The 25,549-nt window shown below is 68.7% G+C and carries 22 protein-coding genes; 5 read left to right on the plus strand and 17 right to left on the minus strand.

Going from position 1 to position 25,549, the window contains the following annotated elements; translation table 11 throughout:
- Positions 1–42: 42 nt before the first annotated feature.
- A complete protein-coding gene (locus BO996_RS04210; RefSeq protein ID WP_071954099.1) occupies positions 43–1,218 on the minus strand; it encodes an MFS transporter in 1,176 nt (391 codons plus the stop codon).
- A gap of 273 nt (positions 1,219–1,491) precedes the next feature.
- Here BO996_RS04210 and uvrA point away from each other — a divergent pair, with 273 nt between their 5' ends.
- Both uvrA and BO996_RS04220 read left to right on the plus strand, forming a co-directional pair.
- Positions 1,492–4,605 carry an excinuclease ABC subunit UvrA gene (gene uvrA / locus BO996_RS04215; protein WP_071954100.1) on the plus strand — a complete coding sequence of 1,038 codons (3,114 nt, stop codon included), beginning with the start codon at positions 1,492–1,494 and terminating at the stop codon, positions 4,603–4,605.
- Between the two features lie 8 nt (positions 4,606–4,613).
- On the plus strand, positions 4,614–5,768 hold the full coding sequence (locus BO996_RS04220; protein WP_071954101.1) for an NAD(P)/FAD-dependent oxidoreductase: 1,155 nt from the start codon (positions 4,614–4,616) through the stop codon (positions 5,766–5,768).
- A 3-nt stretch (positions 5,769–5,771) separates the two neighbouring features.
- Here BO996_RS04220 and BO996_RS04225 read toward each other — a convergent pair whose 3' ends face one another.
- The 4 genes from BO996_RS04225 to pyrF form a co-directional block, all read right to left on the minus strand.
- A complete protein-coding gene (locus tag BO996_RS04225; RefSeq protein ID WP_012202753.1) occupies positions 5,772–6,749 on the minus strand; it encodes a succinylglutamate desuccinylase/aspartoacylase domain-containing protein in 978 nt (325 codons plus the stop codon).
- Positions 6,750–6,908: 159 nt separating this feature from the next.
- Complete coding sequence (locus BO996_RS04230; protein WP_043825320.1) at positions 6,909–7,892, minus strand: Bug family tripartite tricarboxylate transporter substrate binding protein; 984 nt, start codon at positions 7,890–7,892, stop codon at positions 6,909–6,911.
- Positions 7,893–8,047: 155 nt separating this feature from the next.
- Positions 8,048–8,953: a LysR family transcriptional regulator gene (locus tag BO996_RS04235; RefSeq protein ID WP_012202755.1), complete on the minus strand. Its 906-nt coding sequence runs from the start codon at positions 8,951–8,953 to the stop codon at positions 8,048–8,050.
- 20 nt (positions 8,954–8,973) lie between these two features.
- Positions 8,974–9,801 (minus strand): orotidine-5'-phosphate decarboxylase, encoded by an 828-nt coding sequence (gene pyrF, locus BO996_RS04240; RefSeq protein WP_012202756.1) that lies wholly within the window; start codon positions 9,799–9,801, stop codon positions 8,974–8,976.
- 88 nt (positions 9,802–9,889) lie between these two features.
- Between pyrF and BO996_RS04245 the strand changes: the two genes are divergently transcribed.
- Positions 9,890–10,771, plus strand: a complete 882-nt coding sequence (locus BO996_RS04245) for a DMT family transporter (protein WP_043825322.1) — start codon at positions 9,890–9,892, stop codon at positions 10,769–10,771.
- Positions 10,772–10,845: 74 nt separating this feature from the next.
- On the opposite strand, the gene BO996_RS04250 is transcribed toward BO996_RS04245, so the two are convergent.
- The 8 genes from BO996_RS04250 to def all read right to left on the minus strand — a co-directional run bounded on the left by BO996_RS04250 (position 10,846) and on the right by def (position 16,754).
- Positions 10,846–11,445 carry a FlgO family outer membrane protein gene (locus tag BO996_RS04250; RefSeq protein WP_043825323.1) on the minus strand — a complete coding sequence of 200 codons (600 nt, stop codon included), beginning with the start codon at positions 11,443–11,445 and terminating at the stop codon, positions 10,846–10,848.
- Positions 11,442–11,981, minus strand: a complete 540-nt coding sequence (locus BO996_RS04255) for a hypothetical protein (RefSeq protein WP_012202759.1) — start codon at positions 11,979–11,981, stop codon at positions 11,442–11,444. The genes BO996_RS04250 and BO996_RS04255 overlap by 4 nt, the downstream gene beginning before the upstream one ends.
- A 120-nt stretch (positions 11,982–12,101) precedes the next feature.
- Positions 12,102–13,295: a phosphoglycerate kinase gene (locus BO996_RS04260; RefSeq protein WP_043783159.1), complete on the minus strand. Its 1,194-nt coding sequence runs from the start codon at positions 13,293–13,295 to the stop codon at positions 12,102–12,104.
- A 193-nt stretch (positions 13,296–13,488) separates the two neighbouring features.
- Positions 13,489–13,824, minus strand: coding sequence for an AzlD domain-containing protein (locus BO996_RS04265; RefSeq protein ID WP_012202761.1), 336 nt, complete (start codon positions 13,822–13,824; stop codon positions 13,489–13,491).
- The gene (locus BO996_RS04270; protein WP_071954102.1) at positions 13,824–14,690 is read right to left on the minus strand and encodes an AzlC family ABC transporter permease; all 867 of its coding nucleotides are present in this window, start codon (positions 14,688–14,690) and stop codon (positions 13,824–13,826) included. The genes BO996_RS04265 and BO996_RS04270 overlap by 1 nt, the downstream gene beginning before the upstream one ends.
- Positions 14,687–15,670 (minus strand): methionyl-tRNA formyltransferase, encoded by a 984-nt coding sequence (gene fmt, locus BO996_RS04275; protein ID WP_043825327.1) that lies wholly within the window; start codon positions 15,668–15,670, stop codon positions 14,687–14,689. Before fmt ends, BO996_RS04270 begins: the two co-directional genes overlap by 4 nt.
- Positions 15,671–15,705: 35 nt before the next feature.
- Positions 15,706–16,245: a hypothetical protein gene (locus BO996_RS04280; protein ID WP_071954103.1), complete on the minus strand. Its 540-nt coding sequence runs from the start codon at positions 16,243–16,245 to the stop codon at positions 15,706–15,708.
- Positions 16,242–16,754 (minus strand): peptide deformylase, encoded by a 513-nt coding sequence (gene def / locus BO996_RS04285; protein ID WP_012202765.1) that lies wholly within the window; start codon positions 16,752–16,754, stop codon positions 16,242–16,244. The genes BO996_RS04280 and def overlap by 4 nt, the downstream gene beginning before the upstream one ends.
- 199 nt (positions 16,755–16,953) lie before the next feature.
- Between def and BO996_RS04290 the strand changes: the two genes are divergently transcribed.
- The gene (locus BO996_RS04290; RefSeq protein ID WP_012202766.1) at positions 16,954–18,159 is read left to right on the plus strand and encodes a LysM peptidoglycan-binding domain-containing protein; all 1,206 of its coding nucleotides are present in this window, start codon (positions 16,954–16,956) and stop codon (positions 18,157–18,159) included.
- 25 nt (positions 18,160–18,184) lie between these two features.
- The gene (dprA, locus tag BO996_RS04295; RefSeq protein ID WP_071954104.1) at positions 18,185–19,402 is read left to right on the plus strand and encodes a DNA-processing protein DprA; all 1,218 of its coding nucleotides are present in this window, start codon (positions 18,185–18,187) and stop codon (positions 19,400–19,402) included.
- A gap of 141 nt (positions 19,403–19,543) precedes the next feature.
- Here the strand turns inward: dprA and BO996_RS04300 are convergent, their stop codons facing one another.
- The 4 genes from BO996_RS04300 to yajC form a co-directional block, all read right to left on the minus strand.
- Positions 19,544–21,937 carry a DUF1631 family protein gene (locus BO996_RS04300; RefSeq protein ID WP_071954105.1) on the minus strand — a complete coding sequence of 798 codons (2,394 nt, stop codon included), beginning with the start codon at positions 21,935–21,937 and terminating at the stop codon, positions 19,544–19,546.
- A 39-nt stretch (positions 21,938–21,976) separates the two neighbouring features.
- A complete protein-coding gene (gene secF / locus BO996_RS04305; protein WP_012202769.1) occupies positions 21,977–22,927 on the minus strand; it encodes a protein translocase subunit SecF in 951 nt (316 codons plus the stop codon).
- A 13-nt stretch (positions 22,928–22,940) separates the two neighbouring features.
- Entirely contained in the window at positions 22,941–24,863 is a 1,923-nt protein-coding gene (gene secD, locus BO996_RS04310; protein ID WP_043825337.1) for a protein translocase subunit SecD, read from the minus strand.
- Positions 24,864–24,954: 91 nt separating this feature from the next.
- Entirely contained in the window at positions 24,955–25,290 is a 336-nt protein-coding gene (yajC, locus tag BO996_RS04315) for a preprotein translocase subunit YajC (RefSeq protein WP_071957020.1), read from the minus strand.
- Positions 25,291–25,549 lie beyond the last annotated feature (259 nt).

A 25,549-nucleotide genomic window follows, 5' to 3' on the forward strand; every position in this document is an offset into this window, starting at 1 on the left:
CCGCCTGTGGCCGCGGCTTGTAACCGTCTGAAAATCCGCCGTTCAGCCGTGGCGGCCCACGGGGCGCAGCGGCCAGGTGACGACCAGCCACAGCACGGCCAGGACGCTCGTCAGGGTGAACAGGCCCGGCATGCCGGCCCATTTGGCGACGGCGCCGCCCAGCGCGCCGCCTGCGAACAGGCCCAGCGATTGCAGCGTGTTGTAGGCGCCCAGCGCCGCGCCGCGCAGCGGAGCCGGCGCCATGCGCGATACCAGGCTGGGCTGGGTGGCCTCCAGCGCGTTGAAGCCGCAGAAGAACACGAACATCAGCACGGCCATGGCCCACAGCGGCGGCTGCGCGCCGCCGGCCGCCAGCAGGCCCAGGCCGATCTGCACGAGGGTGATCAGGGCGATGGCGCCCAGCAGGGCCGCGCGCAGGCGCCCGCGCCGCTCCATGGCGAACAGGCCGCCCATGGCGGCGAAGGACAGCACCACGGCCGGCAGGTAGACATGCCAGTGCGCCTGCTTGTCCAGGCCTGCCTGCACCAGCATGGCGGGCACGGCCACCCACATGGACATCTGCACGGTGTGCAGCACGAAGACGCCCAGGTTCAGGCGCACCAGGTCGCCATGGCGCCACAGCTCTGCCATGCGGCCGCGCGGCTGGTCGGCGTGGCGCGCGGGCTCGGGCGGGACGACCAAGAGCACGACGGCAATGCCCGCCAGCGCCAGGGCGCAGGTCAGGCCGAAGATGCCAGGCAGCCCGCCCCAGGCCGCCAGCAGGGGGCTGAGCACCAGGGCCAGCGCAAACATGAGTCCGATGCTGCCGCCCACCATGGCCATGGCCTTGGTGCGCACGCTGTCGCGCGTGAGGTCGGCCAGCAGCGCGGTCACGGCGGCCGAGACGGCGCCCGCGCCCTGCAGGCCCCGGCCCCACATCAGGCCCAGCAGCGAGTCGGCCGTGGCCGCCAGCAGGCTGCCCGCGGCAAAGACCAGCAGCCCGGCGACGATGACGCGCTTGCGCCCGAACCGGTCCGAAGCCAGGCCCAGCGGCAGCTGGAACACGGCCTGGGTGAGCCCGTACAGGCCCATGGCCAGGCCGATCATGGCCGGATCGTCACCGCCCGGGTACTTGCGCGCCTCCAGCGCGAACACCGGCAGCACCAGGAACAGGCCCAGCATGCGCAGCGCAAAGATCAGCGCCAGGCTGGCGCTGGATCGGCGTTCCTGCGGGGTCATGCGGCCCGATGCGGCCGAGGAGGGGGCTGGCGCCTGGGCGCCGTGGACGGGTGTGGGGGAATCGAGCACGGGGTGCACTGTTGTGGGGGCAAGCAATCCGCCATTCTCGCCCATAGGCCGGCGCTGCGGGGTGGCTGGGTTATGCAAGGCAGTGCAAGACAGTTTTGTGAAGGGGCGCCGCAGAAGGCCCTGCCGCCCCGCAGACCGAGCCGCCATGCGGTGGCACGGGTTCTGACCTATCATGGCGGGTTCGCCTTCGCAGGGGTTTTCCCGATGCCTGGTTCCCACACGATTTCCGAAGACGGCGGCCTGGACCGGGCCGCCGACTCCCGCTCCCAGCCCGACGGCCGCTACCTTGGCTTGGCGCTGGCGCAGTCACGCATCGCCATCCGCGGTGCGCGCACGCACAACCTCAAGAACATCGACCTGGACATTCCGCGCAACCGGCTGGTGGTGATCACCGGGCTGTCGGGCTCGGGCAAGTCCAGCCTGGCCTTCGACACGCTGTATGCCGAGGGCCAGCGCCGCTATGTGGAGAGCCTGTCGGCCTATGCGCGCCAGTTCCTGGGGCGGTTGGACAAGCCCGATGTGGACCTGATCGAGGGCCTGTCGCCCGCCATCAGCATCGAACAGAAGGCCACCAGCCACAACCCGCGCTCCACCGTGGGCACGGTGACCGAGATCAACGACTACCTGCGCCTGCTGTTCGCACGCGCCGGCACGCCCTACTGCCCCGACCACAACCTGCCGCTGCAGTCCCAGACCATCAGCCAGATGGTGGATGCGGCCCTGGCCCTGCCCGAGGACACGCGCCTCATGGTGCTGGGGCCGCTGGCGCGCAACAAGAAGGGCGAGTTCGCCGAGCTGTTCGCGCAGATGCAGGCCCAGGGCTATGTGCGCTTTCGCATCGACGGCAAGATCCATGAGTCCCATTCCCTGCCCGCGCTGGAGAAGAACGAGCGCCACGACATCGACGTGGTGATCGACCGCCTCAAGGTGCGCGCCGACGCCCAGCAGCGCCTGGCCGAGAGCTTCGAGGCCGCCCTGCGCGCGGGTGGCGCCGACGCCGGCGGCCGCGTGATCGCCCTGGAGATGGACAGCGGCAAGGAACACCTCTTCAGCGCCAAGTTCGCCTGCCCGCTGTGCAGCTATTCGCTGCCCGAGCTGGAGCCGCGCCTGTTCTCGTTCAACTCGCCCATGGGCGCCTGCCCGGGCTGCGACGGCCTGGGCTGCACGGAGTCCTTCGACCCCGAGCGCGTGGTCGCCTTCCCCACGCTGAGCCTGGCCAGTGGCGCCGTCAAGGGCTGGGACCGGCGCAACGGCTACTACTTCTCCATGCTGGAGAGCGTGGCGCGCCACTACGGCACCGATGTGGAGCTGCCCTTCGAGGAGCTGCCCGAGAAGGTGCGCCATGTGGTGCTCTGGGGCTCGGGCGAGGAGGAAATGCCCTTCAGCTACGTCTTCGACAGCGGCGCGCGCAAGGGCGAGTCCATGGTCAAGAGCCATCCCTTCGAGGGCATCATTCCCAACATCACGCGGCGCTGGCGCGAGACCGAGTCCAGCGTGGTGCGCGATGATCTGGCGCGGCTGCGCAGCGTCGCCGTCTGCCCCGACTGCGGCGGCACGCGGCTGCGCCGCGAGGCGCGCTTCGTGCGCATCGGCGAGGGCGAGCAGGCCCGCGCCATCTACGAAGTGGGCCATGCCACGCTGGCCGAGGCCCATGCCTGGTGCGCGTCCCTGCAGCTGTCGGGCGCCAAGGCCGAGATCGCGGGCAAGGTGGTGCGCGAGATCGCCTCGCGCCTGCTGTTCCTCAACGACGTGGGCCTGAGCTACCTGAGCCTGGAGCGCGGCGCGGACACCCTGTCCGGCGGCGAGGCCCAGCGCATCCGCCTGGCCAGCCAGATCGGCAGCGGCCTGACGGGCGTGATGTATGTGCTGGACGAGCCCAGCATCGGATTGCACCAGCGCGACAACGACAAGCTCATCGGCACGCTGCAGCACCTGCGCGACATCGGCAACAGCGTCATCGTGGTCGAGCACGACGAGGACATGATGCGCGCGGCCGACCAGATCATCGACCTGGGGCCCGGCGCGGGCGTGCATGGCGGCCGCGTCATGGCCCAGGGCAGCTACGAAGAGGTGCGCGCCAATCCCGATTCACCCACGGGCCGCTACCTGGCGGGCACCCAGCGCATCGACGTGCCTGCGCGGCGCACGCCCTGGCAACCCGTGCTGGAGGCAACGGCCGAGGGCGAGGCCCGGCCAGCGGCCAAGGGCTTTCCGGCCCGCGCCCAGCAGCCCCCCGCCAATCCCGACAACGCAACCGCCCCCGGCGCGCCGCAACTGCAGGCCCTGCGCGTGGTGGGCGCACGCGGCCACAACCTCAAGGGCGTGACGGCGGACTTTCCCGTGGGCCTGCTGACCTGCGTGACCGGCGTCTCGGGCTCGGGCAAGAGCACGCTGGTCAACGACACGCTCTATACCGAGGCGGCACGCCAGATCCACCGCGCCGGCGGCGAGGCTGCGCCGCACGACGACATCATCGGCATGGGCCATTTCGACAAGGTCATCAATGTGGACCAGTCGCCCATAGGCCGCACGCCGCGCAGCAACCCGGCCACCTACACGGGCCTGTTCACGCCCATCCGCGACCTGATGGCCGAGACCAACACCGCCAAGGAGCGCGGCTACGGCCCCGGGCGCTTCTCGTTCAACGTGGCCGGCGGCCGCTGCGAGGCCTGCCAGGGCGATGGCGTGGTCAAGGTGGAGATGCACTTCCTGCCCGACGTCTACGTGCCCTGCGACATCTGCAACGGCCAGCGCTACAACCGCGAGACGCTGGAGGTGCAGTGGAAGGGCCGCAACATCTCCCAGATCCTGGAGATGACGGTGGAGGACGCCCATGCCTTCTTCAAGGACGTGCCCACCATCGCCCGCAAGCTGCAGACCCTGCTGGACGTGGGCCTGTCCTATATCCGCCTGGGCCAGAGCGCGACCACGCTGTCGGGCGGCGAGGCGCAGCGCGTCAAGCTGGCCCAGGAGCTGTCCAAGCGCGACACGGGGCGCACGCTCTACATCCTGGACGAGCCCACGACGGGCCTGCACTTCGCCGACATCGCCCTGCTGCTCAAGGTGCTGCAGCAGCTGCGCGATGCGGGCAACACCATCGTGGTCATCGAGCACAACCTGGACGTGATCAAGACGGCCGACTGGATCATCGACATGGGCCCCGAAGGCGGCTCTGGCGGCGGTCAGGTGGTGGCCACGGGCACGCCCGAGGACGTGGCGGCCAACCCGGCCAGCCATACGGGGCGCTATCTGCGGCCCTACCTGGAGGCAGCGTCGGCTCCCGCGCAGGCCAAGCCAGGCCGCAAGAACGCAAAGTGAGGCCGGCCATGGACAGCAGCATCCGTGATTTCGTGGTGGTGGGCGCGGGCATGGCCGGTGCCTCGGTGGCCTGGCAGCTGGCGCGCGATGGCGGCGCCTCGGTGCTGGTGCTGGAGCGCGAATCCCAGCCTGGCTACCACAGCACGGGCCGCTCGGCCGCTCTGTATGAGGAGCACTATGGCCCGCTGCAGGTCCAGGCGCTGACGCGCGCCAGCCGCGCCTTCTACGAGCAGCCGCCGCAAGGCTTTGTGCAGGCGCCCATCCTGGCGCCGCGCGGCGTGCTCTATGTGGGCACGGCCGCGCAGAAGGACCTGCTCGATGCCGCCCATGCCGAGGCGCTCCTGCACTCGCCCCAGGCGCGGCGCCTGGGCCCCGATGAACTCAAGGCCCTGGTGCCCTGCCTGAATACCGCGCTGCTGGTCGATGGCTTTGCGGACGACGGCGCGCGCGACATCGACGTGCATGGCCTGCACCAGGGCTTCCTGCGCGGCCTGCGCCAGTGCGGCGGCAAGCTGCGCTGCAGCGCCGAGGTCCGCGCGCTGGCGCAGGACGGCGGTGTCTGGACCGTGGACCTTGCCGACGGCAGCCAGGTGCGCGCGCGCTGCGTGGTCAACGCAGCCGGCGCCTGGGCCGATGCGCTGGGTGCGCTGGCGGGCGCAGCGCCCATAGGCCTGGTGCCCAAGCGGCGCAGTGCCTTCACCTTTGCCGTGCCCGAAGGCATGGACGCCGCGCACTGGCCCGCCGTGATCAGCGCCGACGAGGGCTTTTACTTCAAGCCCGATGCAGGCCAGCTGCTGGGCTCGCCCGCCAACGCCGACCCCGTGGCGCCGCAGGACGTGGCGCCCGAGGAACTGGACGTGGCCACGGGCATCTGGCGCATCGAGGAAGTGACCACGCTGCAGATCCGCCGGCCCTCCCACACCTGGGCCGGTCTGCGCAGCTTTGTGGCCGATGGCGAGATGGCCGTGGGCTGGGATGCCTCGCCTGCGCCGCTGCCGGGCTTTTTCTGGGTGGCCGCCCAGGGCGGCTACGGCATACAGAGCGCCTTCGGCTACAGCCTGCTGGCGCGCAACCTGCTGCGCGGCGAGCCGCTGGATGCGCGCCTGGCCGCGCAGGGCGTGCAGCCTGAACGGCTGTCGCCCGCGCGCTGCCAGCGCCCCTGACGCTCAGAGCGGCGAGCGCCGCGCAAAGCGCACCACGGTCACGCCCGCGCGCGCCTGGCGCACCGAGGGCATGACCAGCACGCAGTCGCCATAGGGCGTGATCACCGGCTCGCCATCGTTGTCGCCGATCACCGTGCCGGCCTTCTCGAAGCGCTCCAGCCCCGTGAACGGCGCCGTGAAGCGAAAGCCGCTGCTCTTGGCCACCACGGGCGCCGTGACTTCCAGCGCCCACTGGGCCGGTGCGTCGGCCTGCTTCCAGCCGGGCAGGGCGGCGTGCAGCGCGCCGTTGTCGAAGATGGCGGCCACTTCGAGGAAACGCAGGCACTGGTCGTGCGCCACGTCGCGGCTGGCCAGATCGCCGTGGAAGCCGCATTCGATCAGCAGCGAGCGCGAGTCGCCGGCCTCGGCGTCGGGCAGGCCGAAGCGCCCGTAGTCGCGCAGCCGCGTGCCGTCCTTGTGGCCGGCATCCACGACGATGTTCGCCGGCGCACCCATCTGGCGCGCCAGATCGCGGTTGCGCGGCTGCATGCCGGTCAGCAGCAGTGGGGCCGAGGGCTCGTGCATGGAATGCAGGTCCAGCAGCCAGTCGGCCTGCTGCACGAAGGGGCGCAGCGCGGCGGCGCGGCGGCGTTCGCGGGTGCTGCCCTCGTCGATGCGTGCGTCTATCCACTGGCGGTTCATGTCCTCGTCCACGAAGCGCGAGGCATCGTGGCTGGCCGCGTCGAAGCGGTCGAAGGCATCGAGGTTGGCCAGCACCAGGGTCAGGCGGCCGTTGTCCAGCGCCAGGCCGTTGTTCAGGGCCTGAAGCAGCCCGGACACGGCCCAGGCGCCGCAGATCTCGTTGCCGTGCACCAGCGCGGAAATCATCACGTGGCGGCCCGGGCGTCCCGAGTCGAATTGCCACACGCCCTCGGTACCGGTATTGCCCGCGCGCCAGGCGCTCAGGTCGGGCAGGGGAAGGTCAAATCGCAAAGTTTCCATCACTCACTCCGTTGTCTACACGCGCACGGCTTTTGCAACTGACGCAGCGCAAGCGAGGGCAGCCAAGCAAGGGCCGCCCCGCAGCAAGGGCTGCGTCCCCCCGCCCGCCGTGCGCAGCACGGCGAGAGTGGGGGGAAGCGGCGCAGCCGCTCAGGGGGGTCAATTCTCAATATGGGCGAATTGGACGATTTTTGTGTACTTGGCGATCTCGGCGTTGATGTACTTGCCGGCATCCGTCTTGGGATCGGCCACCACCGAGCCTGCCTCTTCCATCTTCTTGCGGAACTCGGGCGAGGCCATGGTCTCGTCCAGCGCCTTCTTGACCTTGGCGGCCACGGGTGCGGGCAGGCCCTTGGGCGCCATCAGCGCGAACCAGACGTTGATGTCCACGTTCTTGTACTGGGGCAGCTCGGACAGGGCCGGGATGTCGGGCGTGATGGCCGAGCGCTTGGCCTCCGTCGTGCCCAGGGCGATGACCTTGCCCGCGCGGATCTGGGGCAGGCCCGAGGACAGCACGAACATGCCGAACTCGATGTTGTTGCCCACCAGGTCCGTGGTCAGGGGCGCCACGCCGCGGTAGGGGATGTGGGTCATGTGCAGCTTGCCCTGCTCCTTGATCATTTCACCGGCCAGGTGCAATGCCGTGCCCACGCCCGAGCTGCCGTAGCTGAACTTGCCCGGGTTCTTGGCCACCAGGGCGCTGAACTCGGCGGCTGTCTTGACGCCGGCCTTCTGCGAGGCCACCAGCACCATGGGCTGGGAGCCGATCATGCCGATGGGCGTGAAGTCGCCGATGGAGTACTTGATGCTCTTGTTGATCAGCCGTGCGATGGCCAGCTCGTTGTTGGCGCCCACGAACAGCGTGTAGCCGTCGGGCGTGGCCTTGACGGCCTTTTGCGCCCCGATGGCGCCGCCGGCGCCGCCCAGGTTCTCCACCACCACGGGCTGGCCCAGGCGCGAGGCCAGGCCATCGGCCACGAAGCGGCCCACCAGGTCGGTGCTGCCGCCGGCGGGGTAGCCCACGATCATGGTGATGGCACGGTTGGGGTAGCTGGCGGCGTCGTCGGCCAAGGCGCTGCCGGTGGCGGCGATCAGCAGGCCGCAGGCCAGGGCGGTGCGGCGCAGGAGGGAGTTGCTGGGCATGGGGTTATTCCTGAAATGTATGAGATTGATTGTGCGAAGGACTACCCAGGCATTTGGTGCTGATTCGGCACGAGGCGGAGCCATTGCAGCACCAAAATCCGCTTGTTCCACAGCGCGGTGCGGGTTTGCACCAGGAGGGCGCATGCATGCACCCGTCAGGCGCCCGTGATGTCGCTCCAGAACTGCTCGGCAGCAGGACCCAGGTGGCGCTTGGGACGGTACAGGCGCACGTCGAAGTGCACTTCCAGGCCCGGGTCGCCGGCCACGGCCAGGCGGCCGGCCTGGCAGTCGCCGCGCACCATGGACCACGGCATCCAGGCCAGGCCCAGGCCGCGCAGCACGTATTCGTAGTGGGCGTCGGCCGAGTCGCAGTCCACGCAGCGGCGCAGGCGCGGCGCCAGCGGATGCCGGGCCAGGTGGTCTTCCACCAGGCGGCCCAGGGCCATGCTGTGCGAGAAGGCCAGGTAGGGCACGGGAGCGACGGGCTGGTGGCTGGCCGACAGCTCGTACAGCGGGCGGCCCTGGGCATCGGCGCGGGCCACGGGCACCAGCCTGTCCTGCATCACCGTCAGGTAGCTGAACTGGCGGCCGTCCAGGCGCACGCCAATGGCGGCGTGGTGATAGACCAGCGTGAAGCTGACTTCGCCGCGCTGCAGCATGGCCACGGTCTCGTCCAGCGTGCGTGTGACCACGCGCAGCTCGGCCGTCTGCAGCACGCTGCCGTGGCGCGTCAGCCAGTCGGCCACGATGGTGCGCGCCAGCGTGCGCCCCGTGGCCAGGGTGATCACGCGGGCCTGGCGCCCGGCCACGGCCTGCAGTTCATCGTGCGACTGGGCCAGCGTGCGCACCAGTTGCTCGGCCGTGTCGCGGAAGGCTTCGCCGGCCGGCGTCAGCCGCACGGGGCCGCCGCCGGGCTCGACCAGGGGCGTGCCGGCCCAGGCCTCCAGCGCGCGGATGCGCCGCCCGAAGGCCGGATGGGTGACATGGCGCAGCTCGGCCGCGCGCGTGAAGCTGCGCTCCTGGGCCAGCAGCAGGAAGTCTTCCAGCCATTTGCCTTGCATGGCCGGGCTTCCCTGCCGTCTCAGGCGGCGGCTGCGTCTTGCAGCGTCTGGCGCGTGGCCTGGGCGGCGGTGCGCGCGGCGGCAGCGAAGTCGTCGCCCTGCGATGCATAGAGCACCGCACGCGAGGAATTGATGATGATGGGGCCGCCGCCGATGCGCGCCGCCTTGACCGTGGCCACGGCATCGCCCCCCTGGGCGCCCACGCCGGGAATCAGCAGCGGCAGCGAGGGCGCGAATTCACGCACGCGCTCGATCTCCTGCGGGCGCGTTGCGCCCACCACCAGGCCGAGCTGGCCGTTGGTGTTCCAGGGGCCTTGCGCCAGGCGCGCCACATGCTCGAACAGGTGGGGCTGGCCCGGCAGGTCGGCCAGGCGCTGCGCCTGCAGGTCGTCACCGCCGGGGTTGGAGGTGCGGCACAGCAGGAAGGCTCCCTTGCCCTCGTACTGCAGGTAGGGCGTGATGGAGTCGAAGCCCATGAAGGGCGACAGGGTCACGGCATCGGCACCGTAGCGCTCGAAGGCTTCCTTGGCGTATTGCTCGGCGGTGGAGCCGATGTCGCCGCGCTTGGCGTCCAGGATGATGGGCACATGGGGCGCGACGGCGCGCATGTGGGCCATGAGCTTTTCCAGCTGGTCTTCGGCGCGGTGGGCCGCGAAGTAGGCGATCTGGGGCTTGAAGGAGTTCACCAGGTCGGCCGTGGCGTCGACGATGGCGGCGCAGAAGTCGTAGATTTTGCTTGCATCGCCGCGCATGGCCGCAGGAAAGCGGCTGGGTTCGGGGTCCAGGCCCACGCACAGCATGGATTGGTTCTGGGCGGTGGCATTGCGCAGCATGTCGAGAAAGGTCATGGGGCGCGATTTTAGCGATCGGCCCTTCCCGGGGCCTGTCGCCGGGCATCCAGCGGGCCTGGCGGCCCGCGGGCACAATCGGCGGCCTATGCCTGCCTTCACCGCCCGACAAATCCTTTTGCTGATCGCGCTGACCCTGATCTGGGGCATCAACTGGCCGGTGATGAAGCTGGGCGTGCAGCATTTCCCGCCGCTGAGTTTCCGCATGGCCTCGATGTGGGTGGGGCTGCCCATCCTGGCGGCCTTCGTGGTCTGGCGCCGCCTGCCTCTGGCCGTGCCGCGCGCCTATTGGCCCCAGCTGGCGCAGCTGACGCTGTTCAACATGGTGCTGTGGAACAGCCTGATCATCATTGCCATCCCCATGCTGTCCAGCGGGCGGGCGGCCATCCTGGGCTACACCATGCCCATCTTCTCGGCCGTGCTGGGCAGCCTGTTCTTCCATGACCGGCTGGCGCCGCGTGCCTGGGCGGGTGTGGCGGCGGCCTTGGCGGGCGTGCTCCTGCTGCTGTGGCACGAGGTCGGCGCCCTGGGCAGCCGCCCCATCGGCGTGGGCCTGATGCTGGCCGCCGCGCTGAGCTGGGCCTTCGGCACGCAGAAGCTGCGCCGCGCCGAGGTGCCCGTGCCCCTGCTGACGATGACGCTGTGGATGGTGGCGCTGACCGCGCTGACGCTCACGGTGCTGGCCTTCGTCTTCGAGCGCCACCTGTGGCACTGGCCCGACGCCCAGGCCACGGGCGCCATCGTCTTCAACGGCGTGCTGGTGCTGGGCTTTGGCCAGACGGTCTGGTTCTTCCTGGCGCGCAGCCTGCCGCCCGTGGCGTCCACGCTGAGCGTGATGATGATCCCCGTGCTGGGCGTGTTCAGCGGTGCCTGGTGGCTGGGCGAGGTGCTGCACTGGCAGGACTGGACGGCCGTGGCGCTGATGGTGGTGGCCATCGCCTCGGTGCTGTGGCCGGCGCGCGGCCGCTGAGGGCAAGCAGGAGAGGGTCAGGAGAAGACGACGCAGCCTGACTGCGCACACGGGCGCAGTCAGGCTGCATGGCCTCAGCGTTGCGCCGTGGCCGGGGCGCCCAGCAGGCGCTGGATGTCGATGTTGTTGGGCAGCGCGTAGTCGTGGCTGCGCACGATGCGGCTGTCGTCGGTGCGAACCAGCTTCAGGCTCACATAGGTGTACTTGGCAGCCGCCGAGTACGTGCCCACCAGGACCAGGGCCGCATTGTGGTTGCGGGCGATGTCCTTGATCTCGCGCGACAGCAGCAGCTCGCCCGTGCCTTCCTTGACGTACACATCGCCGCGCAGCTTCAGCTCCTTGACGTTGTAGCCCTTGGCGGACAGCTGGGAGGCGTACAGCTCGCTGAGCGTGCGGCCCAGGGGGGCCGAGCGCGTCAGGTCGTTGACGTTGACCACGGTGGCCACGAGCACGGGCGCCTCGCCCAGTTCCTCGGTGTTCAGGCCCTTGACCAGCTCGTCCACGGCAGCGCGGCTGCTGGCGATGAAGGGGTTGGCTGCGGCCGACTGGTAGGTGGGCTCGCCGCGGCGCGCGGCCGACGATTCGGGCGTGGTCGCGGGAGCGGGCACGGCGCAGGCGGACAGCAGGGCCGCCGCAGCCAGCGCGGCCGGCAGGAAAGGCGTGCGCAGTGTCATTGGCCCACCACCTTCAGGTTCTTGGCGGGGAATTCGGGGCGCTCGTCCTCGGCCGTGAACAGCACGGCGTCGCTCTTTTCGAGGTAGTAGACGTCCGTCTTGCGCGCCAGGTACTGGTTGTTGCGCACCACCGTCGTCGTCAGCACGAGTTCGGGGTTGGGCAGGCGCTTGCCGTGGCGCACGACCTGGGCGCCGTAGCTCACCTGCAGCTGGGCCTGGGCCGGCTGCTGCATGACGGTCACGCCGCTTTGCACGAGCTTGGTGATGATGAGCTCACGAAAGCCCTTGTCGAACTGGCTGGGCTCAGCCGGCAGGGCCACGTGGACCGGCGTGGTGCGCTCGATGCCGGTCTTTTGCAGTGTTTCCAGCGTCTTGGCGACGACATCGTTGGCCACGGAGTCCCAGTGGCCGGCAGCGCCGATCTTGGGCTGGGCCGTGGCTTCGAAGTAGCTGGTCATCGGTGCATTGACGCAGCCCGCCAGGGCCAGGCAGAGGCCCGCCAGGGCCAGGCCGCCAGCGGATTTGAACGATCGCATGGATTTCTCCTCGGTGCGGGGGCGCGCTGCGGCGGATTGCTGCAGCTGCGCAAAGTGTCGATTGTGGCTTCGCCGCGAGGCACTGACAAGAAAGTGCCCCGTATCCGGATGTTGCCGTGCTCAGCCGTTGGCGCGCTTTTGCAGGATCTCGAAGGCAGGCAGGGTCTTGCCTTCCAGCACCTCCAGGAAGGCGCCGCCGCCCGTGGAGATGTAGCCGACCTTGTCCTCGATGCCGTACTTGGCGATGGCGGCCAGGGTGTCGCCGCCACCGGCGATGCTGAAGGCGTCGGACTCGGCAATCGCCTGGGCCACGACCTTGGTGCCGTTGGCGAACTGGTCGAACTCGAACACGCCCATGGGGCCGTTCCAGACGATGGTGCCGGCCTTGCGCAGTTGCTCGGCCAGGCGGGCGGCGGTCTCGGGGCCGATGTCCAGGATCATGTCGTCGTCAGCCACTTCGGTGGCCTTCTTGACGGTGGCGGGCGCGTCGGCCGCAAAGGTCTTGGAGACCACCACGTCGGTGGGAATCGGCACCTCGGCGCCGCGTGCGGCCATGGCGTCGATCACGGCGCGGGCCTCGCCGACCAGATCGGCCTCGGCCAGGCTCTTGCCGATGTTCAGGCCCGCGGCCAGCATGAAGGTGTTGGCAATACCGCCGCCCACGATGAGCTGGTCCACATTCTTTGCCAGCGACTGCAGGATGGTCAGCTTGGTCGACACCTTGGAGCCGGCCACGATGGCGGCCAGCGGGCGGCGCGGGTTGGCCAGGGCCTTGGTGATGGCGTCGATCTCGGCCGACAGCAGCGGTCCCGCGCAGGCAATGGGCGCGAACTGGGCGATACCGTAGGTGGTTCCCTCGGCACGGTGGGCAGTGCCGAAGGCGTCGTGCACGAAGATGTCGCACAGCGCGGCCAGCTTGCGGGCCAGTTCTTCCTTGTTCTTCTTCTCGCCCACGTTCACGCGGCAGTTCTCCAGCAGCACGACCTGGCCGGGCGCCACCTGCACGCCGTCCACCCAGTCGGCGACCAGGGGCACTTCGCGGCCCAGCAGCTCGCCCAGGCGGCGGGCCACGGGCGCCAGCGAATCGGCGGGCTTGAACTCGCCTTCGGTGGGACGGCCCAGGTGGCTGGTCACCATCACGGCGGCGCCGGCCTTCAGTGCCATCTCGATGGCGGGCACGGAGGCGCGCACGCGCGTGTCCTCGGTGATCTCGCCGGCATCGTTCAGGGGCACGTTGAGGTCGGCGCGGATGAAGACGCGCTGGCCCTGGGCCTTGCCCTGGGCGCACAGATCGGAGAAACGGAGAATGTTCATGACGGCGGCGTTGCGATCGGTGGCGATCGCCATGGAATTGAAACGAAAAAGAGGTAAAGCGCGGCCATTGTAGGCGGCGTGCCCGCCCCGGCAGCGGGCGTGCGCACCGGCGATCCGGGGCATCGGGAGCCGCCTGTAATCCGGTTTCAGCCAAGGAGCCGGGCGCTCTCGACCGCTCTGGGCCGCGCTGCGCCTACCAGCCCAGGCCGATATGCAGTGGCAGATAGACCGCCATGCCAAGCGCGATCGTTCCCATGATGCTGCGCTTGTAAAAAAAATACATGACCGCGCAAGCCAGGGCCGGCAGGCGCGCATCGACCACGGTGGAGATCAGCCGGCCGTTGGTCATCACGATCTCGGGCGCAATCACGGCCGCCAGGGCCGCCAGCGGCGCGTACTTGAGGCCGCGCTTGAGCCATTGCGGCAGGGGCACCTCGCGCTCTGGAATCAGGAAGAAGGCGCGTGTGAACAGCGTGATGGCCGCCAGGCCCACGCAGGCCAGCCAGGGCCACAGCCAGGACAGATCCATCAGAGCGTTTCCTTTTCCTTGGTTGTTTCCACGGGTCGGACGTCTTCGTCCAGCGGCAGCCGGGCATGGCGCTCGCCATGGGCTGTATCGGGCGGGAGAATCACCGGGCCTGACTCCCCTTTTTCAGGCGCCTGCAGTGCGCGCAGGCGCTGCTGCAGCGCTTCCGCCAGCAGGCCTGCGGCCACGGCTGCAGCGATGGCCACGAGGATATTGAGCTTGAGCGGCAGCGCAAAGGCCGCCACGGCCGCGCTGGCCGCAACCACGCCTGCCACCCAGGTGGCACGGTCGTTGAGCATGGACAGCAGCACGCCCATCAGGGCCAGCACGCCCGCAAAGCCCAGTCCCCAGGACAGGGGCACCTGGTCGGCCAGCAGGATGCCCAGCGTGGACGGGATCTGCCAGGCCAGCCAGTTGGTCGAGGCGGCTCCCCAGAAATAGGGCAGCTGCTCGGGCTGGGGCCGGGCATCGGGGTAGCGTTTCATGAAGCCCACGAAGATCACGTCGCCGCTGAAATAGGCGATGGCCAGGCGGTGGCGCAGGCGCAGGTGGGCAAAGTAGCTGCGCCACATGCTGCTGAGGATGACGAAGCGCAGGTTCACGCAGATGGCCGTGAACCAGACCACCCACATGGGCGCGCCCACGGCCATCAGCGGCAGCACGGCCAGCTGGGCACTGCCGGCATAGACCAGCAGGCCCATGAACAGCGCCAGGGGCAAGGACATGCCGCTCTTGATCATGGCCACGCCCGTGACCAGGCCCCAGGCGCCTATGCCCAGCGCCGTGCCCGACATGTCGCGCACGCCGGTCATGAAGGCGGGATCGCGCGCAATGCCGCGTGCGCGCTCCACCAGGGGCTGCAGGTTCATGGCGTGCCGCCGCTGGCAGCACCGTCCAGAACGGCTCCTTCAGGCAGATCGAAGCCGCGCAGGAAATCGCCCGCCGCCAGCCGCTTGCCGCCCGCGCGCTGCAGCAGCGTCATGCACAGCACGCCATGGCCGCAGGCCACGCGTACGCCGTCGGCGCCTGCGGACAGCACGGTGCCGGGGGCTGCCGTCGCCACGGCGATGGCGGGGTCGGCGTGAGCCTCCCAGACCTTGATGGCTTCATCGCCGTACTGCGTGGCGCCGCCCGGGAAGGGGTTGAAGGCGCGCAGGCGCCGGGCAATGGCCTCGGCATCCTGGCGCCAGTCGATCTGGCTTTCGGCCTTTTCGATCTTGTGCGCGTAGTTCACGCCCTCGGCGGGCTGGGGCGTGCGCGGCAGGCCGCCGCAGGCGCTCATCTCCAGCGCCTCGACGATAAGGCGCCCGCCCAGGTCGGCCAGCTTGTCGTGCAGGCTGGCCGTGGTGTCGTCGGCGGTGATGGGCAGGCGCTCGATCAGGCACATATCGCCCGTGTCCAGGCCCGCGTCCATCTGCATGATGGTGACGCCGGTCTCGGCATCGCCGGCCTCGATGGCGCGGTGGATGGGCGCGGCGCCGCGCCAGCGCGGCAGCAGGCTGGCGTGGATGTTCAGGCAGCCGCGCGGGGGCGTGTCGAGCACCCACTGCGGCAGGATCAGCCCGTAGGCGGCCACGACCATGACATCGGCCTGGGCCGCTTCGATGGCGGCGCGGGCGGCGGCGGCCTCTTCGGGGTATTTGCCGTCCAGGCGCAGGCTGCGCGGCTGGGCCACGGCAATGCCATGCTCCAGCGCGCACTGCTTGACGGGCGAGGCCTGCAGCTTCATGCCGCGCCCGGCGGGACGGTCGGGCTGGGTCAGCACCAGGGGGACGGTAAAGCCCGCGGCGAGCAGGCGTTCAAGGGCAACGCGCGCGAACTCGGGCGTGCCGGCAAAAATGACTCTCATGCAATCCAGTAGGGACAGTGGGACGGTGTGCCGGCTCAGCGACGGTCGTCGTCGTTGAACACTTCGTCGGTGAACATCACGCGGCGCACCACGCCGGCGGGGTCGATATGCACATGGGCCTGGCGGCGAATGCCATTTTCCAGAATACGGTAGGTCCAGATGTCGCCGTTGAAACTGTAGACCCTCTCGATCAGCGCAGGCGGGCCGAACAGCTGACGCACGCTTTCCCGGGTGTCCTCGCCATTGCGCAGGGCGTGGAAGCGTTCGATGGTGAGCGCCTGCTCCACGCGCACCAGGCGCTGGCTGGCGTCGAAATCCATGTGGTAGACCTGCTGGCCCGCAGGTTGCCGGCTGTAGACCAGGCGCGTGCCGCCACCGTCCAGCGGCAGGCTCAGGGTCGGGCGGCCCATGGAGCGCTCGATCTCGGAGCGCGGCGTGCCGGGCTTTTGCCACTCGGGCACGGCGCAGCCGGCAAGCAGCAAGGAAAAGGCCAGGGCAAGCAGCGCCCAGGTAACGAGGCCCGCGCCGTCCATCTTCCAGCGCGGCATGAAGCGAAGCGCTGGCAGGTGGGTCATGCGCGTTCTGCCTGTTTCTGCTGCTTGAGCAGCTTGGTCTTGATGCGGTTGCGCTTGAGCGGAGACAGGTACTCGACGAAGACCTTGCCCATCAGGTGGTCCATCTCGTGCTGGATGCAGATGGCCTTGAAGCCTTCGGCCTCGATGATGCGTTCGTTGCCGTTCTCGTCCAGGGCCTTGACCTTGATGGCGGTGGAGCGCTCGACGCCGTCATAGATGCCGGGCACCGACAGGCAGCCTTCTTCGCCCAGCTGCGTTTCCTCGCTGGCCCAGAGCAGTTCCGGGTTGATCAGCGCAAAGGGCTCGTCACGGCCTTCGGAGACATCGACCACGACCACGCGCTCGTGCACGTTCACCTGGGTGGCTGCCAGGCCCACGCCCTGGGCGTCATACATGGTGGCGTACATATCCTGGACCAGCTGGCGAATGCGGTCATCGACCTTGGCAACCGGCTTGGCGACGGTGTGCAGGCGGGGGTCGGGATAGCAAAGAATGGGCAGAATGGACATGGCGTGGTCGGTGAATGTCGTTATTTTCGCCACTTTTCTGCCTGGGCGCAGCGGGACGACGCAATAAGCGTTGCCCTCTCATGGCCTTGCACGCAGAATCTTTGCTGATTTGTAAGACCTGTATGGCCGTTCATGACAAGATCGGTCGTGCCGCAGTGCCTAGGAGGGACGCTGCGTCAGCCACAAGAAGAGGAATTCCATGACTGCATTCGCCACAGCTCGTACCTGGACTGTCGCAACGGCCCTGATCGCTGCGTTCGCGGCGGCCCACGCGCAGCAGCTTCCGGTGACGGCATCGCAGCGCTCGGCCGCCCAGCAGGTGGCCCAGCAGGGCGTTCCCGTGGGCGAGCTGGCGCCCGATGCGCCCGACAGCTACACCGTCAAGCGCGGCGACACGCTGTGGGGCATCTCCGGCATGTACCTGCGCCGTCCCTGGCGCTGGCCCGAGCTGTGGGGCATGAACATGCAGGCCATCGCCAATCCCCACCTCATCTATCCGGGCCAGGTGCTGTACCTGGACAAGCGTGATGGCTATGCCCGCCTGAGCACGGCGCGGCCCATGGGCGACGGCGGCGAGCCCGGTGTGGTGCGCGTGTCTCCGAGCACGCGCAGCGAGTCGCTGGCGCAGGCGGCCCTGCCCACGCTGCAGCCCCATCTGATCGAGCCCTTCCTGGCCGAGCCGCTGGTGGTCGATGCCGAAACGCTGCTGCGCGCACCCCGCCTCATCGCCACCACGGACGAGCGCGTGCTCATGGCCAGCGGTGACCGTGCCTATGCACGCGGCACGGCCGAGGCGCCGCTGCGCAAGGGCGACGGCCTGCCGCGCCAGTACCGTGTCTTCCGCGATGCGGTGGCGCTCAAGGACCCCATCTCCGGTGAGGTGCTGGGCTACGAGGCCAAGTACCTGGGCCTGGCCGATCTCATCGAGGGCGAGACCTCGCTGGAGATCGTGGACAGCAAGGGCGAAAAGCACGAGCAGGCCTCTCCCGCCACGGTGGACTTGTCGCGTGCCAAGACCGAGATGCGTGCTGGCGACCGCCTGCTGCCCGCACCGGAACGAACCTACATGAACTATGCGCCGCATGCGCCGCAGGCTGCCGTGAAGGCCCATGTGGTGTCCCTGTACGGCGACCAGGCCGTGCGCTGGGCGGCCAACAACCAGGTCATTGCCATCAACAAGGGCACGCAGGACGGCATGGACGTGGGCACGGTGCTGGAGCTGATCCGCCGTGGCGTGCGCATCGTGGACAAGACGGGCGACAAGAAGGAAGAAGTGCAGTTGCCCGACGAACGCAATGGTTACGCCATGGTGTTCCGTACCTTCGACCGCGTCTCCTACGCGCTGATCCTGGAGGCACGGCGCGGCGTCGAGGTGGGCGACAGCCTGACCTCGCCGGCTCCCTGAGCCCCAGCGGCCTGCCGGCAACGCCATGGCGGCCGCCTTGCAGCCCACCGACCGGCTCGCTCCCGAGGAGCTGTCCGCCTGGCTTCGGCTGCTGCTGACGCCCGGCGTGGGCCGCACCACGGCGCGGCGCTTGCTGGCGGCCTGCGGTGGCGCGCAGAACATCTGGAGCGGCCCTCCAGCCGCCTGGCACGGCTTGGTGACGGCGGCACAGGCCCATTCGCTGCAGACCGTGCCCCAGCGCCTGGAGCAGCTTGTGGCGGCCACGGCGCAATGGCTGGACCAGCCCGCTTCCGGGCAGTTGCATGCCGTGCTTGCGCTGGGCCATCCCCAGTATCCGCAGTCGCTGCTGCAGACCGAAGATCCGCCGCTGCTGCTGCATGTGCAGGGCAGCGAGCGCTGCATGGCAGGTTCTGGTCCCTGGTTCCCCTATCCACAGTCCCTGGCCATGGTCGGCAGCCGCGGGCCGACGGTCCAGGGCGCGGCCAATGCGCGCGCCATGGCGCAGGCGCTGGCCGAGGCCGGCCTGTGCATCGTCTCCGGACTGGCGCAGGGCGTGGATGGCGCTGCCCATGAGGGCGCACTGCGCGCGGTGCTGCGCACGGGCGCCCAGGCGGCGCCCGTCACCATTGCCGTCGTCGGCACGGGCCTGGACCAGGTCTATCCACGGCGCCACATCGGCCTGGCCCGCGAAGTGGCCAGCCATGGGCTGATCGTCAGCGAGTATCCGCTGGGCACCGGCCCCATGGCCGCGCACTTTCCGCAGCGCAACCGCATCATTGCGGGCCTGTCCCAGGGCACGCTGGTGGTCGAGGCGGCCCTGCAATCGGGCTCGCTGATCACGGCCAGGCTGGCCAGCGAACAGGGCCGCGAGGTCTTTGCCATCCCCGGCTCCATCCACGCGCCCCAGTCGCGCGGCTGCCATGCGCTGCTGCGCCAGGGCGCCAAGCTCGTGGAAACGGCGCAGGACGTGCTCGATGAGCTGCAGGGAACGGTCGTGCGCCTGCCGCTTTCCAAGCCCGTACCGGCAGCAGCGGCGGCAGCGGCAGCTGTTCAGTCCGCACAGGACCATGAGAACGACGCCACCCTGCGCGCCCTGGCCCACGACCCGTTGTCGCTGGACGAGCTCATGGACCGCACAGGCATGGACGCCGCAGCCCTGCAGGCCCATCTGCTGGAGCTGGAACTGGAAGGCCGCGTGGAGCGCCTGCCCGGCGGCCTGTTCCAGCGCCTGGCCCAGGCCTGATCTCAAAAACTGGCGCGTCCCCAAGCGGGAGATGCCGAGCAAGAGCCGCCTCGCGGTGGGGGCGCCTAGCCGATGGCATCGTCCCCCTCCCCGCGAAGCGGGTAGAGAGGCGCCGTGCCCCGGGGGAAGGCGCGTAGCGCCTCAGGGGGAGCTTAGCCTTTCAGGGTTCGCCTGAATCTTCTCCAGCGCATCGCGCGTCGCGCGCACCGTGAGCGCCTCTTCGTCATGCACGGACAGCAGGCCGGACTGCAGGTAGGAGGCCATGCGCCGCAGCTGCAGCAGGTGGCAGGTGCCATCGAGCGCGGCGAACAGGTGCAGCTGCTTGCGGCGGCTGCGCCAGGTGTATTGCACCTGGATGCGCGCGCCGTTGTGGTCCAGCGTGAACCAGCGGCCCGGCTCCAGCGAGGTGGCCCACTCCAGCATCACCGGGTCCACGGGGGTGTTGGTGCTCGGGATGACGTTGAGCCCGGCCGTGTCCACGCCCAGGATCATCTCGATGTTCTCGGGCGACAGCGGCATGTCCTCGTCGAGCATGCCGTCTTCGCTGATGTACTGCTCCAGATGGGACAGTCGCTGGGCCATGGCCTCGATGCGGGCCGGTGCGATGGTCGCTGTCTTGGAGACGAAGGCTTCGGCCAGCGTGTCGGTGACCAGCTTGATGCGTGCGGACTGCCCCTCGCCCGTGACGCCGATCAGGGCCAGCCCTTCGCGCAGCGTCTGCAGCAGCGTCGGCAGCGTCTGGATCACGCGCGAGCGTTCCTGGCGCGTGGGCTTGGCGCTGGCGGCCCAGACCAGTTCGCTGGCGGCCTGCTTGAAGCGCATGGTGCGCGCGTCCTTGGCGCCGTGGCGCACGGCGGCCAGGGCCAGCACCTCGGTCCAGGTCTTGAACAGGAACTCGCGGATCTCTTCGCGCACCGGCATGTCGGTGAGCAGGTGGCGCAGCTCGATCGTGTACTGGATGGCCAGGGTTTCCTTTTGCTCCACCTGCTGGGCCACGCTCACGATCTTGGCCTTGTCCTGCGACTGGGTCAGGTAGCGCGCCAGGAAGTCCTCGAACTCGCGCAGCACCAGCACGAAAACCTTCTGGCCGGTCTCCGGGTACTGCTCGATGACCTGGACGATGCGCCGGATCTCCGACTCCAGCGCGCTGCCGCTGATGCTGGAGGCGTCGAACCCCATCACGCACGAACCCAGGCGGTCGATCAGCAGCCGGGCCGGGTGGCGCAGATTGCTGAAGAATTCCGGCTCGGCCAGCGCCACGCGCAGCACGGGCACCTGCAGCCGGGCAAACCAGACGCGCACCGAGGGCGGGATGCGGTCCTCGGTCAGGATGGCCTGGAACATCAGGGCCACGATCTCGATGGTGGCCTTTTCACCCGAGGTGGTGGCCTTGCGCTTGAGCTCGGCCGAGCGCTCGCGCACCTGGCCCACCAATTGGCCGATGGCGGCCGGGCTGGCATCGATTTGCAGCGTGGTCAGTCCCCGGGCCAGCATCTGCTGGTACTGCGTCTGGGCCACGACGCGCTGCTCCAGCAGGGCCTGCGTCAGCGCGGCCGATGCGGGGGCCTGCTGCAGGCCACCGCCCACGCCGCCCACGCCGGGCACCAGGCCCGGCACGCCCACGCCCGGCTGCATGAGCAGGCGGCGCAATTGGCCCACGACTTCATGGGCGCGGTGGCGTGCGCGCGAAAGTGTTGTCAGGCCCACGGGCATCTGGCCCTGGGGCAGTGCTCCGTTGGGCGGATAGGAGGCGGCAGCGCCCGGCACGCCGCCCATCTGTGTGGGCGCATAGGCCGAGGAAGGCTGCGAGGTCGAGACAGGCGCCGTGGCCGGGCCCAGGCCCATGGCGCGCGTGGAGTGGCCGCCTTCGGTGCGCCGCACCCGCATGGCCACGTCCTGCGAACGGGTGACGCCCTGGCCGTCCAGCAGCTGGTGGGCCGCCTGGTATCCGGCCACCAGCAGCGGTGCCAGGGCCGTCTGCAGCAGATCGATCACGCGCTGCAGATCGCCGCGCTGCAGGCCGCTGGCGAGCCATTGCTCGACCAGATGGCGGCACACGGACTCGCTGCGCAGAATGTCGTCGGATGGCAGTTCCTGGTTTTCGATGGCCTGCATGCGCAGGCGCAGCGTATCGAAGACGGGTGCCGTGGTTTCCCCCATGGCCAGCGCCATGCGGGAGGCCAGGATCTTGTTCTCCACCACATCGTCGCTGAGCAGCTCGAACTGCAGCGCCCCGCGCTGTGGCACGGAGGCCGGTGTGGCCCTGCCCGGCTGCAGTGCGCCCTGCAGCGCCTGCATGCAGGCATTCAGCCAGGCCGCCTGGTGCTGGCGGTAGCTGGACCAGGCCTCGCGACGCTCCTGCATTTCACGTGCGGTGCCCACGGCCTGGGCCTGTTGTTCCATCTGGGCCAGCAGCTGCTGGGCCACGCCGGGCAGGCCCTTGCACAGTCCACGCACCCAATGCAAACGCGCCTGCTGGCCCAGTGAAGACTGGGTGCCAGCAGGCGCGTTGGAAGGGGTGGGCAGGGTGGGCATGCCCGCGAGTGTAAGCCGGTCTGGAGCTAGAACATTCGCTTACACAGTGGCGCCGGCGTTGGGATCGTTGGGGTCCGTGGAAGCCTTGGGCGCCTTGATCAGATCCTCGCGCTTGACGCCCAGCCACATGGCGATGGCGGCGGCCACGAAGACCGAGGAATAGATGCCGAACAGGATGCCGATGGTCAGCGCCAGCGCGAAGTAGTGCAGGCTGGGACCGCCGAAGAAGAACATGGACAGCACCATGGCCTCGGTGGAGGCGTGGGTGATGATGGTGCGGCTCATCGTGCTGGTGATGGCGTGGTCGATCACCTCGGTGGTGCTGAGCTTGCGGAACTTGCGGAAGGCTTCGCGGATACGGTCAAAGATCACGACCGACTCGTTGACCGAGTAGCCCAGCACGGCCAGCACGCCGGCCAGCACGGACAGCGAGAACTCCCACTGGAAGAACGCGAAGAAGCCCAGGATGATGACCACGTCGTGCAGGTTGGCGATCACGGCGGCCACGCCGAACTTCCATTCGAAGCGCATGGCCAGGTAGATCACGATGCCCAGCACCACGAAGCCCAGTGCCATCAGGCCGTTGTGCATGAGCTCGTCACCCACCTGCGGGCCCACGAACTCGGTGCGGCGCAGCGTGACTTCGGCGTCTTCCTTCTTGAGCGCCGTGAGCACCTGCTCGCTTTGCTGCGCGGAGGACACGTCCTTTTGCACGGGCAGGCGGATCATCACGTCGCGCGACGTGCCGAAGTTCTGCACCGTGACGTCGCTGTAGCCCAGCTTGGAGACGGTATCGCGCACCTTGGCGATGTCGGCGGTCTGGGTATAGGCCACCTCCATCACGGTGCCGCCCGTGAACTCCACGGACAGGTGCAGGCCGCGCGTGAGCAGGAAGAACACGGCCAGCGCGAAGGTGATGAAGGAGATCGCGTTGAGGACCAACGCGTACTTCATGAAGGGGATGTCTTTGCGGATGCGGAAGAACTCCATGGTCTTCCCCCTTTCAGTTGTTGGCGCCGGAATCGGCGACGCTGGAACCCTTGGCAGCCACGGAGCGCAGCTGGCTGGTGTCTTCCGGCTTCCAGACCTGGCCGATGGAGATGCTCTTGAGCTTCTTGCGGCGGCCGTACCAGAGGTTGACCAGACCGCGCGAGAAGAACACGGCCGAGAACATGCTGGTCAGGATGCCGATGCAGTGCACCACGGCGAAGCCGCGCACCGGGCCGGAGCCGAAGGCCAGCAGCGCCAGGCCCGCGATCAGCGTGGTCACGTTCGAGTCCAGGATGGTGTGCCATGCGTTCTCGTAGCCCGCATGGATGGCGGCCTGCGGCGAGACGCCGCCGCGCAGTTCCTCGCGAATGCGCTCGTTGATCAGCACGTTGGAGTCGATGGCCACGCCCAGCGCCAGCGCCATGGCGGCGATGCCGGGCAGGGTCAGCGTGGCCTGCAGCATGGACAGGATGGCCAGCAGCAGCAGCACGTTGACCGACAGGGCCACCGTGGAGATCACGCCGAACAGCATGTAGTACACGCACATGAAGGCCGCGATGGCCACCAGGCCCCAGACCACGGAGTGGATGCCGCGGTTGATGTTGTCGGCCCCCAGGCTGGGGCCGATGGTGTATTCCTCGATGATCTCCATGGGCGCGGCCAGGGAGCCGGCGCGCAGCAGCAGGGCCGTGTCGTTGGCTTCCGCCGTGGTCATGCGGCCCGAGATCTGCACGCGTCCGCCACCGATCTCGGTACGGATCACGGGAGCCGTCACGACCTCGCCCTTGCCCTTTTCGAACAGGATGATGGCCATGCGCTTGCCCACGTTCTCACGCGTGATGTCCTTGAAGATGCGCGCGCCCTTGGCATCGAGCACCAGGTTGACCGTGGGTTCCTGGGTCTGGCTGTCGAAGCCGGGCTGTGCGTCGGTGAGGTTCTCGCCGGTCAGCACGACCTGCTTTTGCACGATCACGGCCTGGGCGTTGCGGTCCAGGTAGCGCTCGGAGCCGAAGGGCACGGGACCCGAGCCCAGCTCGGCGCCGCGCGCCTCGGAGGATTCGTCGACCAGGCGCACTTCCAGCGTGGCCGTGCGGCCCAGGATGTCCTTGGCCTTGGCCGTGTCCTGCACGCCGGGCAGTTGGACAATGATGCGGTCCAGACCCTGCTGCTGGATCACGGGCTCGGCCACGCCCAGCTCGTTGATCCGGTTGTGCAGGGTGACGATGTTCTGCTTGAGCGCCTGCTCCTGTACCTTGCGCAGGGCTTCGGGCTTGATGGAGGCCAGCAGCTTGAAGCCGGCGCCATCAGGCTCGGAGGTGGCCGCCAGATCGGGGAACTGGTCGGTGACCAGATTGCGTGCGGCCGTGAGCATGGCCTCGTCGCGCACGCGGATCTCGACGGTGTTGCCGTTGCGCGAGACGCCGCCGTGGCGGATGTTCTTGTCGCGCAACGAGGTGCGCAGGTCGCCGGCAAAGGAGTCGGCCTTCTTGGTCAGGGCCGCAGCCATGTCCACCTGCAGCATGAAGTGCACGCCACCGCGCAGGTCCAGGCCCAGGTACATGGGCTTGGCGCCGACGGCCGTGAGCCATTGCGGCGAGCGCGACACCAGGTTCAGCGCCACGATGTAGGCCGGGTCGTTGGCATCGGGGATCAGGGCCTTCTGGATCACGTCCTTGGCCTTGAGCTGCTCGTCGGGCGTGTTGAAGCGCGCCCGCACCGAGGTGCCCTCGATGGTCAGCACATCGGGCTTGACATCGGCGGCCTTCAAGGCCTCCTCGACCCTGTGCAGCACCGCGTTGTCCACCTTGATGGTGGCCTTGGCCGAGGAGACCTGCACCGCAGGCGCCTCACCGAAAAAATTGGGCAGGGTGTAGAGCACCCCCACCAGCAGCGCGATCACGATGATCGCGTACTTCCAGACCGGATATCGGTTCATGATCGCGCTCTTCGCTCTTTGTAGACAGCAACGCACAAAAGGGTGTGCTGCCGCCTGCGCGGTCCGCACACCCGCAAGACAGGGACAGCGCTTACTTCAGCGTGTCCTTGGGCAGCACCTGTACGACGGCGCTGCGCTGGATCTGGACTTCCACACCCGAGGCGATCTCGATGTGCAGGAATTGCTCGGACATGCGTGTCACGCGGCCGATGATGCCGCCGGCCGTTGCCACTTCGTCGCCCTTGGCCAGCGCCTCGATCATGGAGCGGTGCTCCTTCTGGCGCTTCATCTGGGGGCGGATCATCACGAAGTACAGCACCACGAACATCAGTGCCAGCGGTGCCATGCCGTACAGCTGCGACATGAAGTCGCCACCGGAGGCTGCTGCTGCGGGTGCGGTCTGGGCAAAAGCGGAAGAAATAAACACGGGCAAGACTCCAGGATTGGAAGGTCGAAAAAGGGTCGCTGCGCACGCCGTATGCACGGGCCCGCGCAGGAGAACGGAGCATTGTATGCGTCAGCCCTGACCCACATGGGCTGCCAGGATCTGGCGGCTGCGGGTTTTTCGGCGACGATGGCTGCAACTGGCTGCCATCTGCCGTTTTTAAAGGGGTGGAGCGCGGTTTTTCGTGATTTTTGCGCCCGGCTTGACGGTCCATGAAACGGACCCTGACGGAGCCGCGCCG

Origin of the sequence: Delftia sp. HK171, assembly GCF_001886655.1 — a bacterium.
GTDB classification, from domain to species: Bacteria; Pseudomonadota; Gammaproteobacteria; order Burkholderiales; family Burkholderiaceae_C; genus Comamonas; species Comamonas acidovorans.